At 70.2% G+C, this 14162-nt stretch carries 13 protein-coding genes, 1 pseudogene and 1 riboswitch; of the genes and pseudogenes, 12 read left to right on the forward strand and 2 right to left on the reverse strand.

Annotation, left to right across the window (positions count from 1 at the left end; translation table 11 throughout):
• Positions 1-121: 121 nt before the first annotated feature.
• The 4 genes and pseudogenes from ACH47Z_RS18315 to ACH47Z_RS18330 all read left to right on the forward strand — a co-directional run.
• Positions 122-1507: pseudogene (locus ACH47Z_RS18315) on the forward strand (YifB family Mg chelatase-like AAA ATPase); the annotation flags it as partial.
• The gene (dprA, locus tag ACH47Z_RS18320) at positions 1504-2664 is read left to right on the forward strand and encodes a DNA-processing protein DprA (RefSeq protein WP_399074701.1); all 1161 of its coding nucleotides are present in this window, start codon (positions 1504-1506) and stop codon (positions 2662-2664) included. The pseudogene ACH47Z_RS18315 and the gene dprA, both read left to right, overlap by 4 nt.
• Positions 2665-3001: 337 nt before the next feature.
• On the forward strand, positions 3002-3844 hold the full coding sequence (gene whiG, locus ACH47Z_RS18325; protein WP_225099267.1) for an RNA polymerase sigma factor WhiG: 843 nt from the start codon (positions 3002-3004) through the stop codon (positions 3842-3844).
• A gap of 116 nt (positions 3845-3960) precedes the next feature.
• Complete coding sequence (locus tag ACH47Z_RS18330; RefSeq protein ID WP_399074848.1) at positions 3961-4518, forward strand: TetR/AcrR family transcriptional regulator; 558 nt, start codon at positions 3961-3963, stop codon at positions 4516-4518.
• Between the two features lie 141 nt (positions 4519-4659).
• Here ACH47Z_RS18330 and ACH47Z_RS18335 read toward each other — a convergent pair whose 3' ends face one another.
• On the reverse strand, positions 4660-5238 hold the full coding sequence (locus tag ACH47Z_RS18335; RefSeq protein WP_399074703.1) for a murein hydrolase activator EnvC family protein: 579 nt from the start codon (positions 5236-5238) through the stop codon (positions 4660-4662).
• A 273-nt stretch (positions 5239-5511) separates the two neighbouring features.
• Between ACH47Z_RS18335 and rpsB the strand changes: the two genes are divergently transcribed.
• From rpsB to ACH47Z_RS18365, 6 genes are all read left to right on the forward strand, one after another.
• A complete protein-coding gene (gene rpsB, locus ACH47Z_RS18340) occupies positions 5512-6408 on the forward strand; it encodes a 30S ribosomal protein S2 (RefSeq protein WP_399074705.1) in 897 nt (298 codons plus the stop codon).
• Positions 6409-6593: 185 nt separating this feature from the next.
• Complete coding sequence (tsf, locus tag ACH47Z_RS18345) at positions 6594-7430, forward strand: translation elongation factor Ts (protein WP_399074707.1); 837 nt, start codon at positions 6594-6596, stop codon at positions 7428-7430.
• Positions 7431-7657: 227 nt separating this feature from the next.
• Positions 7658-8416 (forward strand): UMP kinase, encoded by a 759-nt coding sequence (pyrH, locus tag ACH47Z_RS18350; protein WP_399074709.1) that lies wholly within the window; start codon positions 7658-7660, stop codon positions 8414-8416.
• 177 nt (positions 8417-8593) lie between these two features.
• Positions 8594-9151, forward strand: coding sequence for a ribosome recycling factor (gene frr, locus ACH47Z_RS18355; RefSeq protein ID WP_399074711.1), 558 nt, complete (start codon positions 8594-8596; stop codon positions 9149-9151).
• A complete protein-coding gene (locus tag ACH47Z_RS18360) occupies positions 9151-10329 on the forward strand; it encodes a phosphatidate cytidylyltransferase (protein WP_399074713.1) in 1179 nt (392 codons plus the stop codon). Before frr ends, ACH47Z_RS18360 begins: the two co-directional genes overlap by 1 nt.
• Positions 10330-10469: 140 nt before the next feature.
• Positions 10470-10916 carry an SRPBCC family protein gene (locus ACH47Z_RS18365; RefSeq protein WP_399074715.1) on the forward strand — a complete coding sequence of 149 codons (447 nt, stop codon included), beginning with the start codon at positions 10470-10472 and terminating at the stop codon, positions 10914-10916.
• A 12-nt stretch (positions 10917-10928) separates the two neighbouring features.
• Here the strand turns inward: ACH47Z_RS18365 and ACH47Z_RS18370 are convergent, their stop codons facing one another.
• On the reverse strand, positions 10929-11594 hold the full coding sequence (locus tag ACH47Z_RS18370; protein ID WP_399074717.1) for a YceI family protein: 666 nt from the start codon (positions 11592-11594) through the stop codon (positions 10929-10931).
• A 156-nt stretch (positions 11595-11750) separates the two neighbouring features.
• Between ACH47Z_RS18370 and rlmN the strand changes: the two genes are divergently transcribed.
• Positions 11751-12857, forward strand: coding sequence for a 23S rRNA (adenine(2503)-C(2))-methyltransferase RlmN (rlmN, locus tag ACH47Z_RS18375; RefSeq protein ID WP_399074719.1), 1107 nt, complete (start codon positions 11751-11753; stop codon positions 12855-12857).
• Positions 12858-12882: 25 nt separating this feature from the next.
• Positions 12883-12991, forward strand: a riboswitch (TPP riboswitch).
• 81 nt (positions 12992-13072) lie between these two features.
• A complete protein-coding gene (locus ACH47Z_RS18380) occupies positions 13073-14149 on the forward strand; it encodes a thiamine ABC transporter substrate binding subunit (protein ID WP_399074721.1) in 1077 nt (358 codons plus the stop codon).
• Positions 14150-14162 lie beyond the last annotated feature (13 nt).

Consider the following 14162-nt stretch of genomic DNA (forward strand, 5'->3'; position numbering starts at 1 on the left):
GCGAGGGGACATGAGAAGCTGAAGCACAGCGGACTCCTGTTGCGATCAGGTTGTTCCGTCAGGCCCCGGCTGGTGCTGGTAACACCGCCGTGGGCCGTTTGCGTTTAAGGAGCGTCTCAGTTCAGGTATTGCCCTGGCCGTGGCCTGCGCGGTGCTCGGCGCCGCCGAACGCATCGACCCCCGCGTCCTCGCCGACATCGTCATGATCGGAGAGCTGGGCCTGGACGGCCGGGTACGGCCGGTGCGGGGCATCCTGCCCGCGGTGCTGGCGGCCGCCGACGCCGGATACGAGCAAGTGGTCGTACCCGAGTGCGCCGCCGCCGAGGCCTCGCTGGTCCCCGGCGTGTCCGTGCTCGGCGTCCGCAGCCTGCGCCAGCTCGTCGCGGTCCTCACCGAGGAGCCCGTCCCCGAGGAAGAACCCGATGAGCTGGGACGCCCGGATCCGCTGCTGGCCGGTCTGCGCATGCCCGGCACGGGTGCGGCCACCGGCATGCACAGCGTCGGTGCCGCACAGCACGATCATGACCTGGCGGACGTCGTCGGCCAGACCTCGGCCCGTACGGCCGTGGAGGTGGCCGCCGCGGGCGGACACCACCTCTTCCTCGAGGGCCCGCCCGGCGCGGGCAAGACCATGCTCGCCGAACGGCTGCCCGCCGTCCTTCCCCGGCTCACGCGGGAGGAGTCGCTCGAGGTCACGGCGGTGCACTCGGTGGCCGGACTGCTGCCACCGGGCAAGCCGCTCATCGACGTCGCCCCCTACTGCGCCCCGCACCACTCGGCCACCATGCAGTCGCTCGTCGGCGGCGGCCCCGGCATCGCACGCCCCGGCGCGGTCTCCCTCGCTCATCGGGGCCTGCTCTTCCTGGACGAGGCGCCCGAGTTCCACAGCCAGGCCCTCGACGCCCTGCGCCAGCCCCTGGAGTCGGGGCACGTCGTGATCGCGCGCAGCGCCGGCGTCGTCCGCTTCCCGGCACGCTTCCTGATGGTGCTGGCGGCCAACCCCTGTCCCTGCGGACGTTTCTCGCAACGCGACTCGCTGTGCGAGTGCCCGCCGTCGGCGATCCGCCGCTACCAGTCACGCCTCTCCGGGCCGCTGCTGGACCGGGTGGACCTGCGCGTCGAGGTCGACCCGGTCACCCGGGCCGAGCTCACCGAACCAGGGGCCCGGGGCGAGTCCACGGGGACCGTGGCCGACCGGGTACGACGGGCCCGCGAGCGTACGGCGGCCCGTCTCGCCGGGACCCCGTGGCGCACCAACAGCGAAGTACCCGGCCGGGAGCTGCGCAGCCGCTATCACGCGGCGCTCGGCGCGATGGACGAGGCCGAGCGCAACCTCGAGCGGGGCGTGCTCACCGCCCGCGGGATCGACCGGGTCCTGCGCGTGGCCTGGACGGTCGCCGACCTCGTCGGGCACGACCGGCCGGACGCGACCGACGTCGCGCTCGCCCTGCAACTGCGCACCGGAGTCCCCCGCGGGGTGCCGATGGCCATCGGGGCGCTCACATGACCGCGGGCGACGGCCCCGACCCCGACCTGCTCGGGCGGGTCTTTCTCACCCGGGTCATCGAGCCGGGGGACGAGGTCGGAGGGAGGTGGGTGCGGGAGTCCGGGGTGGGGGAGGTGGTGCGGCGGTTGCGGTGTGGCGGGGAGGCGTTGGCGGGGGTGAGTGCGGTGCGGTGGGCCGGGCTGGTCGCGCGGGCGCGGCGGGCCGAGCCTGAGCGGGATCTTGAGGTGGCCCGGGGGGTGGGGGCGCGGTTCGTGGGGCCCCAGGACGCGGAGTGGCCTCGGCAGCTCGATGATCTCGGGGACGCCCGGCCGCTCGGGCTCTGGGTGCGGGGGCGGCCCAGTCTGCGGATGTGGGCGCTGCGGTCCGTCGCCGTCGTGGGTGCGCGGGCCTGTACCGAGTACGGCGCCCATGCCGCCGCCACCCTGGCCGGTGGACTCGCCGAGCGGGGGTGGGTGGTGGTGTCGGGTGGCGCGTACGGGATCGACGGGGCCGCTCACCGGGGTGCGCTCGCCGCCCGCGGAGCCACCGTCGCCGTCCTGGCCTGCGGCGTCGACCGGCCCTACCCTCGCGGTCACGCCGCGCTGATCGACCGGATGGCGGAACAGGGACTGGTCGTCGGAGAGCTGCCGCCCGGGGACCATCCGACGCCGAGCCGGTTCATCCTGCGCAACCGCGTCATCGCCGCGCTCACCAGAGGCACCGTCGTCGTGGAGGCCGCTCACCGCAGCGGCTCCCTGTCCACCGTCCGGGCCGCGCAGCGCCTGGGCCGGTTCACCATGGGCGTGCCCGGCCCCGTCACCAGCGCCCTCTCCGCCGGTGTGCACGAACTGCTGCGCGGCGAAGCCACCCTGGTCACCGATGCCGCGGAGGTCGTGGAACTCGTCGGTGACATGGGTGAGCTGGCACCGGTCCGGCGCGGGCCCGTGCTCCCGCGCGATCTGCTGGAGCCCGCCGCCCGGGCCGTGCTCGCCGCCCTGCCCGGCGACCGGCCGGCCACCGCGGCGGACATCGCGCTCGGCGCGCGGACCACCCGGGACGAGGCGATCGCGAGACTGTACGAACTCCGAGCACTTGGTTACGTCGAACGACACGGCGACGGCTGGAAGTTGACACGCCAGGCGGTGATGTCGGTCCGTACCGGTCGCGGCCCCCGCTGACCCAGGGTGTTCGGCCGTCCGGGGGAATGCCCGACGCCCTTGGAGTTTCCCGGAGTTGGCGCCACCGGCCGGTCACGCAGAGCGAGTCACGGAACGCGCCCGCGAGACCGGCCGGAGGCCCCGCGCACGGGTGGAGCCTCACTGTTCGCACACCGCGACACCTCAGTCACGCTACGCTCACGCAGAGGCAGACACAGATCGCGTCAACTCGACATCAGACCGACAGCTCACCCAGGCAGCCCATTCGCCCACCAAACCGACCAACGCCCCCTCCCCTTTCTCATCTCTCTCCCTGGCACTTCACAGCACTTCACGGCAGAACGGCACAAGGCGACGAATGCCCCAGCACACCTCCGGGTCAGACCGGGCGGCGATCCCCCCAGCCGCCCGCGACGGTGGCAGCGTGCGGCCGCCCGCTCCCTCGACGCTCGACGAGCTGTGGCGGTCGTACAAGGCGACGGGGGACGACCGCCTGCGGGAGCAGCTGATCCTGCACTACTCGCCGCTCGTGAAATACGTGGCCGGCCGGGTGAGCGTCGGCCTGCCGCCCAACGTGGAGCAGGCCGACTTCGTCTCCTCCGGGGTCTTCGGGCTGATCGACGCGATCGAGAAGTTCGACATCGACCGGGAGATCAAGTTCGAGACGTACGCGATCACCCGGATCCGGGGCGCGATGATCGACGAGCTGCGGGCGCTGGACTGGATTCCGCGGTCGGTACGGCAGAAGGCGCGGAACGTGGAGCGGGCCTACGCCACGCTGGAGGCGCGGCTGCGGCGCACCCCGAACGAGTGCGAGGTCGCCGCCGAACTGGGTATGGAGGTCGACGAACTCCACGCCGTGTTCAGCCAGTTGTCGCTGGCGAACGTCGTCGCCCTGGAGGAGCTGCTGCACGTCGGTGGCGAGGGCGGGGACCGGCTCAGCCTCATGGACACACTGGAGGACACCGCCGCGGACAATCCGGTGGAGGTGGCCGAGGACCGGGAGCTGCGGCGGTTCCTCGCGCGGGCCATCAACACGCTGCCCGAGCGGGAGAAGACCGTGGTCACGCTGTACTACTACGAGGGGCTCACGCTCGCCGAGATCGGCAATGTGCTCGGCGTCACCGAGAGCCGGGTCAGTCAGATCCACACCAAGTCGGTGCTCCAGCTGCGGGCCAAGCTGGCGAGCTTCGGGCAGTGAGACCGGCGCCCGGCCGGGGAGTTCGTGCCGGTGAGGTCTGTGCGGGTGAGTGGCTCTCCCGTTCGGCTCGGGGCGTCCGTAAAGTGGTCGACGTGCCAAGGATTCGAGCGGCCTCCGTGGCCGAGCACCGGTCGATGCAGCGAGCCGCCCTGCTGGACGCGGCTCGGTCTTTGCTGTCCGAGGGCGGGACGGAGGCGCTGACCTTCCCGGCCCTCGCCGAGCGGACGGGGCTCGCACGGTCGTCCGTGTACGAGTACTTCCGGTCGCGGGCCGCCGTGGTCGAGGAGCTGTGCGAGGTCGACTTCCCGCTGTGGGCGGCGGAGGTGGCCGCGGCCATGGAGCTCGCCGACTCGGCCGAGGGCAAGGTCGAGGCCTATGTACGGCAGCAGCTGGCGTTGGTCGGGGACCGGCGGCACCGGGCGGTCGTGGCCATCTCGGCGAGTGAGCTGGACGCGGGGGCGCGGGAGAAGATCCGGGCGGCGCACGGCGGATTGGTCACGATGATCGTCGAGGCGCTCGGGGAGATGGGGCACGAGCAGCCTCGGTTGGCGGCGATGCTGCTGCAGGGGGTTGTGGACGCGGCGGTACGGAGGATCGAGCTGGGGGCGGCGGAGGATCCTGCGGCCATCACCGACGCGGCCGTGGCCATGGTGCTGCGGGGTGTGAAGGGCTGAGGCCGGGTGCGCTGGGCTGCCCTGGTGCCTGCACGGTGCCCTGTACCGAGGCCGGCCGGGTGTCGGAACGCTTGCCGGCGCTGACAGGGTGCCGCCTTTCCCCGGGACGGGAGCCGCCCCCAGCGGCACGACTGCCCGCAGCTACGACGGCAGCGGCACGCCCAGCACCGGCAGCAGTCTCGACGGTCCCCTCCGCAGCAACCACGGCGGCAACAGCAGCAACGGGTCCATGTAGGTCTCGCCCCGCAGCAGACCCCAGTGGACACATGTCGTCGGGCAATGAGCACCCGGCGCCTCGACCGTGCCCACCACATCCCCCGCCCGCACCTCCTCGCCCTTCTCCACCGAAGGACTCACCGGCTCGTACGTCGTGCGCAGATCCGTGCCCGCCAGCTCCACCGACACCACACCCCGTCCCGCCACCCGCCCCGCGAAGGACACCCGGCCCGGCGCCACCGCCCGTACCGGGGAGCCCGCCGGGGCCGACAGGTCCACGCCTCGGTGGCCCGGGCCGTACGGGGTCGACGGGGGCTCCCAGCCCCGTAGGACCACCGGTCGTACGCCCACCGGCCACGCGCGGGCGATCGGCGGCACCCGGACGGGGGCCGGAGCGGGTGCCGGGGGCGGGGGCTCCGCCCAGGCCGGCGGGGCCAGGGTCAGGGCCGCCAGGGCCAGCAGCAGGGCCGTCCACCACGCCGTGCATCGTGTCGCTTCTCGCATGCGACAAACCGTCCCCCACCTCCACCGATCATGGCCGGAGTCTGTGGACTACTCCCCGGTTGTGGAGAGCGGCGTCACCCGGTGCCTCGGCGGTCCCGTACACTTCTTCTGGCGATCCGGGTCACCGGGTCGACTTCGCACGCCCCGACACCGGGCCGTTCAGCGGTCGGTGTCAGCGCCTCTCGGTCCTCAGCGGCACGGCGCATCGCGGGCGTCAGGCGCGGAAGCCGTCCGGCATTCGCGGCACAACCGAGAACTCAAGGAGATACGGCCATGGCCGTCGTCACGATGCGGGAGCTGCTGGAGAGCGGCGTCCACTTCGGTCACCAGACCCGTCGCTGGAACCCGAAGATGAAGCGCTTCATCTTCACCGAGCGCAACGGCATCTACATCATCGACCTGCTCCAGTCGCTGTCGTACATCGACCGCGCCTACGAGTTCGTCAAGGAGACCGTCGCCCACGGCGGCACGGTCATGTTCGTCGGCACCAAGAAGCAGGCGCAGGAGGCCATCGCCGAGCAGGCCACCCGCGTCGGCATGCCCTACGTCAACCAGCGCTGGCTGGGCGGCATGCTCACCAACTTCTCGACCGTCTACAAGCGTCTGCAGCGCCTCAAGGAGCTCGAGCAGATCGACTTCGAGGACGTCGCCTCCTCCGGTCTGACCAAGAAGGAGCTCCTCGTGCTCTCGCGCGAGAAGGCCAAGCTGGAGAAGACCCTCGGTGGTATCCGCGAGATGCAGAAGGTGCCGAGCGCCGTCTGGATCGTGGACACCAAGAAGGAGCACATCGCGGTCGGCGAGGCCCGGAAGCTCAACATCCCGGTCGTCGCCATCCTCGACACCAACTGCGACCCCGACGAGGTCGACTACAAGATCCCGGGCAACGACGACGCGATCCGCTCCGTCACCCTGCTCACCCGTGTGATCGCCGACGCCGTCGCCGAGGGCCTCATCTCCCGCTCTCGCGTCGCCACCGGTGAGAAGGGCGAGAAGGCCGCGGGCGAGCCGCTCGCCGAGTGGGAGCGCGACCTGCTCGAGGGTGAGAAGAAGGCCGAGGAGGCCCCGGCCGCCGAGGCTGCTCCGGCCGCCGAGGCCCCGGCCGCCGAGGCCGCTCCGGCCGAGGAGAAGGCCGCCGAGGCCACCGAGGCCGCCGAGGGCGAGCAGGCCTGACGCCGGTCGGTCAGCGATCGACGGCGGGGGCGGCACTTGCATCCACCAGCGCCTCGGCGCGGTGAAGTCCGCCCCCGCTGTTCACCCGTAGGTCGGCACGACGTATGTGTTCCGCGACTACATGTGGAACGCAATACCGTGCGGATCTGAAGATCTTCCAGACTTCGAGAAAGACTCACAGACTCATGGCGAACTACACCGCCGCCGACGTCAAGAAGCTCCGTGAGCTCACCGGCGCCGGCATGATGGACTGCAAGAAGGCGCTGGACGAGGCCGAGGGCAACGTCGAGAAGGCCGTCGAGGCGCTGCGCATCAAGGGCCAGAAGGGCGTCGCCAAGCGCGAGGGCCGCTCCGCCGAGAACGGCGCCGTGGTCTCCATCATCGCCGACGACAACTCCTCCGGCGTCCTCGTCGAGCTGAAGTGCGAGACGGACTTCGTCGCCAAGGGCGAGAAGTTCCAGGCCGTGGCCCAGGCCATCGCCGAGCACGTCGCCAAGACGAACCCGGCCGACCTCGAGGCCCTGCTCGCCTCCGAGATCGAGGCCGGCAAGACCGTCCAGGCGTTCGTGGACGAGGCCAACGCCACCCTCGGCGAGAAGATCGTCCTGGACCGCTTCGCGCAGTACTCCGACGGCTTCGTGCTCGCCTACATGCACAAGACCATGCCCGACCTGCCCCCGCAGATCGGTGTCCTGGTCGAGCTCGACAAGCCGAACGCCGAGGTCGCCAAGGGCGTCGCCCAGCACATCGCCGCCTTCGCGCCGAAGTACCTCTCCCAGGACGAGGTCCCGGCCGAGGTCGTCGAGTCCGAGCGTCGTATCGCCGAGGAGACCACCCGCGCCGAGGGCAAGCCCGAGGCCGCGATCGCCAAGATCGTCGAGGGTCGCCTCAACGGCTTCTTCAAGGACGCCACGCTGCTCGGCCAGCCGTACGCGCTGGACAACAAGAAGTCGGTCCAGAAGGTTCTGGACGAGGCCGGTGTCACCCTGAAGCGCTTCGCGCGCATCAAGGTCGGCATCTGAGTCCGTACCGCGATCGACGCACGGCCCGTGGAGAGATCCGGGAACAATCCCAGGTGAATTCCCGATAGGGTCGTAAGCAGTCGTCCGCGAACACCGCCACACCCCGGCGTGCGGCGGACGGCAGCAGATCTGACGAGGAGGCCATTGCCGCGCATGGGAGCGAAAAGCGACCCCACCGGCAATGGCCTTCTTGGTATGTGCAACACGTGAAAGAGGCGGGATCTCCCATGACCACCAAGGCCCAGAAGAGCGACGACGGCAAAGTACGCGGCCGGTTTCTGCTGAAGCTGTCCGGAGAGGCCTTCTCCGGTGGCGGGGGCCTGGGCGTGGACCCGGACGTGGTGCACAAGATCGCCCGCGAGATCGCGGCCGTCGTCCGGGACGGCGCGCAGGTCGCGGTCGTCATCGGCGGCGGCAACTTCTTCCGCGGTGCCGAACTCCAGCAGCGCGGCATGGACCGGGCCCGCTCCGACTACATGGGCATGCTCGGCACCGTGATGAACTGCCTCGCCCTCCAGGACTTCCTGGAGAAGGAGGGCATCGACAGCCGGGTGCAGACCGCCATCACCATGGGCCAGGTCGCCGAGCCGTACATCCCGCTGCGCGCCGTGCGCCACCTGGAGAAGGGCCGCGTGGTCATCTTCGGCGCCGGTATGGGCATGCCGTACTTCTCCACCGACACCACCGCCGCCCAGCGCGCCCTGGAGATCGATGCCGAGGCGCTGCTCATGGGCAAGAACGGCGTGGACGGGGTCTACGACTCCGACCCGAAGACCAACCCCGACGCCGTCAAGTTCGACGCCCTCGGCTACGGCGAGGTCATCACCCGCGACCTGAAGGTCGCCGATGCCACCGCCATCACGCTGTGCCGTGACAACAAGCTTCCGATCCTGGTCTTCGAGCTGCTCGCGGAGGGCAATATCGCTCGGGCCGTCAAGGGTGAGAAGATCGGCACGCTGGTGGGCGACCAGGGCAGCCGGAACTGACCCGGCATCGATCCGGCCGGTGCGGTACGGCCCCGTAAGGGGGCCGGCTCCCTGGCCGGGGGATGGACAATGTCCTGCCGGTCCGGAACCGTGCAGGAAGAAGACGCGACGCAGCCGGCCGCCGACCGACTCAAGGAACCGCAGCCGGGCCTTACTCAAGACACGCAGGAGCAAGTGGTGATCGAAGAGACCCTCCTCGAGGCCGAGGAGAAGATGGAGAAGGCCGTCGTGGTCGCCAAGGAGGACTTCGCCGCGATCCGCACCGGCCGTGCGCACCCGGCGATGTTCAACAAGATCGTGGCCGACTACTACGGCGCGCTGACGCCGATCAACCAGCTGGCCTCGTTCTCGGTGCCGGAGCCGCGCATGGCGGTTGTGACGCCGTTCGACAAGAGCGCACTGCGCAACATCGAGCAGGCGATCCGCGACTCGGACCTGGGCGTCAACCCCAGCAACGACGGCAACATCATCCGTGTGGTCTTCCCGGAGCTGACCGAGGAGCGCCGCCGCGAGTTCATCAAGGTCGCCAAGCACAAGGCCGAGGACTCCCGGGTCTCCATCCGCTCCGTGCGCCGCAAGGCCAAGGACACCATCGACAAGCTCGTCAAGGACGGCGAGGTCGGCGAGGACGAGGGCCGGCGCGCGGAGAAGGAGCTGGACGACCTCACGGCGAAGTACGTCGCTCAGGTGGACGAGCTGCTGAAGCACAAGGAAGCGGAGCTGCTCGAAGTCTGATGAGCGACTCTTCCTGGGGGGCGCCGTCGGCGGGTCAGGCCGGCTACTGGGGGCCCACCGGGGGTGGGCCTGTCCAGGGGGCCGCCCCGGCGGGTCCCGCGTACGATGCGCCTGAGGCCCAGCACACTCGCCCCATGCCCATCGTGCCCGACGTACCCGCGTATGGCGGAGACCAGGACGACGACCGGGGGGCCGCTCGGCTGAGTGGCCCCTTGTTCCGCGACGAGGCCGCCGACGGGGCCATCGACGGGGCTGCCCACGAGGTATGGCCCGAGCCCGCACCGGCCGGGTCCCTCCCGGCCGAGAACCAGAATCCGGAGCCCATGCCCGACGCCCCCCAGCCGGCGCCAGTGCCGCAGAAGAAGAGCGCGGGCCGTGACCTCAGCGCGGCCATAGGGGTCGGGGTCGGGCTCGGTGTGGTGATCGTCGCGTCCCTGTTCATCCGCAAGGCCGTGTTCGTGGGCGTGATCGCGGTCGCCGTGGTCGTGGGCCTGTGGGAGCTGACGAGCAGGCTGCGGGAGCGCAAGGAGATCAACGCGCCGCTCGTGCCGCTCGCGGTGGGCGGCGCGGCGATGGTGGTCGCCGGGTATGTGCGTGGTGCCGAGGGGGCGTGGGTCGCCATGGCCCTGACGGCCCTCGCGGCCCTGGTCTGGCGGATGGCTGAGCCACCCGAGGGCTACCTCAAGGACGTCACGGCGGGCGTCTTCGCCGCGTTCTACGTGCCGTTCCTCGCCACGTTCGTCGCGATGATGCTGACGGCGGACGACGGCCCGTGGCGCGTGCTGACCTTCCTCCTGCTGACGGTCGTCAGCGACACCGGCGCCTACGCGGTCGGCTGGCGCTTCGGCCGGCACAAGCTGGCCCCGCGCATCAGCCCCGGCAAGACCCGCGAGGGCCTGCTGGGCGCGGTGGCCTTCGCGATGGTCGCGGGCGCGCTGTGCATGCAGTTCCTGATCACCGACGGCACCTGGTGGCAGGGCCTGCTCCTCGGCCTCGCGGTCGCGGCGAGCGCCACCCTGGGCGACCTCGGCGAGTCCATGATCAAGCGCGACCTGGGCATCAAGGACATGGGCACCTTGCTGCCGGGCCACGGAGGCATCATGGACCGCCTGGACTCGCTGTTGCCGACGGCGCCGGTGGTGTGGCTGCTGATGGTGGTGTTCGTCGGCTCGGCGTGAGGCGGGCTGGTGTGCGGCTTTCGGGTCCCCGTTCCTTTGTGCAGGGTGGGGGCCCGTTGGCGTACGGGCCGGGGGTTGTGGTCCCGCGACCGCCGGAGTGGGACGATGCTGGCGTAAGCCCTCTACGAAAGGAGGGCGCCATGTTCGCCTTCCACGAAGAGATCGATGTCGACCGGGCTCCCGGCGAGGTCTGGGCCTACTTCAGCGACCCGAACCATCTGCCGGAGTGGCAGGAGAGCGCGGTGTCCGTCGAGCAGCTGGACAAGGAACCCTACGGCCTCGGCTCCCGGCTCCGTGTCACCCGCCATGTCGGCCGCCGGGACGTGCCCATGACCATGGAGGTCACCGGATACGACCCGCCTCGCTCATGGGACATGCGCGGCATCGACGGGCCGGTCCGGGGCAGCGTGCACGGCGAGGTCACCCCCCTCCCCGACGGTCGTACCCGCGTGACCATGGACCTGGACTTCGAGGGCCACGGCATCGGCAGGATCCTGCTGCCCCTCGTCGTGAAACCCCAGGTTCGCAGGGAACTCCCGCACAACGAGCAGTTGCTCAAGGAGAGGTTGGAGCACACGGCCGCGTAGCCGAAAGGGTCCTCAGGCGCCGGTCGTGACGCGGATGGCCGCGATGTCGAACTGGAGGCGGACCGTCTCGCTCACCATGGCGCCGCCCTGGGCGATCCGGGCCTCGTAGGTCAGACCCCAGTCCAGACGGTTGATCGTGGTGGTGCCGTCGAAGCCGACCCGCTCGTCACCGAACGCGTCGGTGACATGACCGATGTAGGTGAGGTCCAGGTCGACCGGGCGGGTGGTGTCCTTGATCGTGAGGTCGCCGGTCATGCGGTAGACGTCCTTGCCCACGAGCCGTACGGCGGTGCTCGTGAAGGTCATCCGCGGATAGCTCGCGGAGTCCAGGAACTGCCGGCCGACCAGGTGCGCGTCCCGCTGCTCGACGCCCGTGTCGACACTGGCCGTGTACAGCACGAGGTCGGCCCGGGAGCGCTCCGGCTCGCGGCCGTCGAAGTACAGCCGGCTCTCGTACTGCGGGAAGGCGCCGCGCACCGTCGTCACCATCGCGTGCCGCACCGAGAAACCGACCCTGCTGTGCGCGGGATCGATCATCCACTCGCCGGTCAGGTGCGCCAGCGCGGGATCGGGCAGTACGGCGGTGGCGGTGGCACCGGCCACCGGAGCGGTGGTCGCCACGGACGCGTCAGGGGGCTGCGCGTGCCGGTGGGGGGAGTTGCGGCCGAAGAGCTTCATGGCGCCAGTTGTTACGGCATGGCAAAGGGCGGGACAAGGGCCGACCAGGAAACCCGACCGTTCGCCAGCAGAATTTCACAGGTCGGTGGCCCCCTGTGCCCCTCGTGAGACGAGCGCGGCGGGCTACTCCATTCGATCTGCGACACTGGTATGGCCATGCCTAAGCCCGGAGAACTCACTTTCGTCGCCCCGCGCGGAGCCAAGAAGCCGCCGCGGCACCTCGCCGACCTCACGCCCGCCGAGCGCAAGGACGCGGTGGCCGCGACCGGCGAGAAGCCGTTCCGTGCCAAGCAGCTCTCGCAGCACTACTTCGCGCGGTACGCGCACGACCCGGAGCAGTGGACCGACATTCCCGCCGGGTCGCGCGGGAAGCTGCAGGAAGCGCTGTTCCCGGAGCTGATGACCGTCGTCCGGCATCTGTCGACCGACCAGGGCACCACCCGCAAGACGCTGTGGCGACTGTTCGACGGGACGCTGGTCGAGTCCGTGCTGATGCGGTACCCGGACCGGGTCACCATGTGCATCAGCTCGCAGGCCGGATGTGGGATGAACTGTCCCTTCTGTGCCACCGGACAGGCCGGTCTCGACCGGAATCTGTCCACCGCCGAGATCGTGCACCAGATCGTCGACGGGATGCGCGCGTTGCGGGACGGCGAGGTGCCCGGCGGTCCGGCCCGGCTGTCCAACATCGTCTTCATGGGCATGGGCGAGCCCCTCGCCAACTACAACCGGGTCGTCGGAGCCATCCGGGCGCTCACCGACCCCGCCCCCGACGGGCTCGGGCTCTCGCAGCGCGGGATCACCGTGTCCACCGTCGGGCTCGTGCCGGCCATCCACCGGTTCGCCGACGAGGGCTTCAAGTGCCGCCTCGCGATCTCCCTGCACGCCCCCGACGACGAGCTGCGCGACACCCTCGTCCCCGTGAACACGCGGTGGAAGGTGCGCGAGGTGCTGGACGCCGGGTTCGAGTACGTCGAGAAGAGCGGCCGCCGGCTGTCGATCGAGTACGCGCTGATCCGCGACATCAACGACCAGGCGTGGCGCGGTGACCGGCTCGGCCGGCTGCTCAAGGGCAAGCCCGTGCACGTCAATCTGATCCCGCTCAACCCGACGCCGGGGTCCAAGTGGACCGCCTCGCGGCCCGAGGACGAGAAGGCGTTCGTGGAGGCCATCGCCGCCCATGGCGTGCCCGTCACCGTCCGGGACACCCGCGGGCAGGAGATCGACGGAGCCTGTGGTCAGCTCGCGGCCACCGAGCGGTAATCTGGCCACCGTCACTCATATCTTCATATTCCGACAGGGGAGCGCCACAGCGCTGAGAGTGCGGCGGACAGGGCCGCAGACCCTCTGAACCTCGCCCAGGTCATTCTGGGTAGGAAGTTCGGTCATCACTCAAGCTGTTGCGCCCTGCCCGGGTCTCCCCAGCGGAGCCCGGGCAGGGCCGCGTCTCTTCCTGGCCAACCCCAGGAGGACATCCAGTGCACAACAAGACCTTCGTGGCCGCGGCGGTCGGGCTCGGCCTGATCACGCTGTCCGCGTGCGGTTCCGGCGGCGACACCACGTCGTCCACGGACTCCAAGACCGTCACCCTCGTCAGCCACGACTCGTGGGCCGTCTCCAAGAGTGTGCTCCAGGACTTCGAGAAGCAGTCCGGGTACCACGTCAAGGTCCTCAAGGACGGCGACGCCGGGCAGGCCGTCAACAAGGCCATCCTCACCAAGGACAACCCGCAGGGCGACGTCTTCTTCGGCGTCGACAACACCCTGCTCTCCCGCGCCCTCGACAACGGCCTCTTCCAGCCGTACCAGGCCAAGGGCCTCGACAAGGTCGGCGCCGCCTACCAGCTCGACCAGGGCAAGCACCGGGTCACCCCGATCGACTACGGCGACATCTGCGTCAACTACGACAAGGCGTACTTCAGCAAGCACAAGCTGACCCCGCCGCAGTCCTTCGCCGACCTCGCGAAGCCCGAGTACAAGAACCTCCTCGTCACCGAGAACGCGGCCACCTCCTCGCCGGGCCTCGGCTTCCTGCTGGGCAGCGCGGCGCAGTTCGGTGACAACGATTGGCAGGACTACTGGAAGAAGCTCAAGGCCAACGGCGTCAAGGTCGTCGACGGCTGGGAGCAGGCCTACTACCAGGAGTTCTCCGGCTCGTCCGAGGGCAAGAAGGCGGGTGGCGACCGGCCGCTCGTCGTGTCGTACGCCTCCTCGCCGCCCGCCGAGGTCATCTACGCCAAGAAGCGGCCCAGCACCGCCCCGACCGGTGTCTCGAACGGCACCTGCTTCCGGCAGATCGAGTTCGCCGGGCTGCTGAGCAACGCCAAGAACCCCAAGGGCGCCCAGGCGTTCATCGACTTCCTGGTCTCCAAGGAGTTCCAGGAGGACATGCCGCTGAACATGTTCGTCTACCCGGTCCTCAACGGGGCCGCGGTGCCCGCGGACTTCACGAAGTACGGCCCGGCCGCCCAGCACCCCGAGACCATGGCCCCCGGCAAGATCGCCGCCAACCGCGACCAGTGGGTCAAGTCGTGGACCTCTCTCGTACTGAAGTAGCCGAAGTAGCGAA

Source organism: Streptomyces sp. NPDC020192 (assembly GCF_044388685.1).
Lineage (GTDB): Bacteria > Actinomycetota > Actinomycetes > Streptomycetales > Streptomycetaceae > Streptomyces.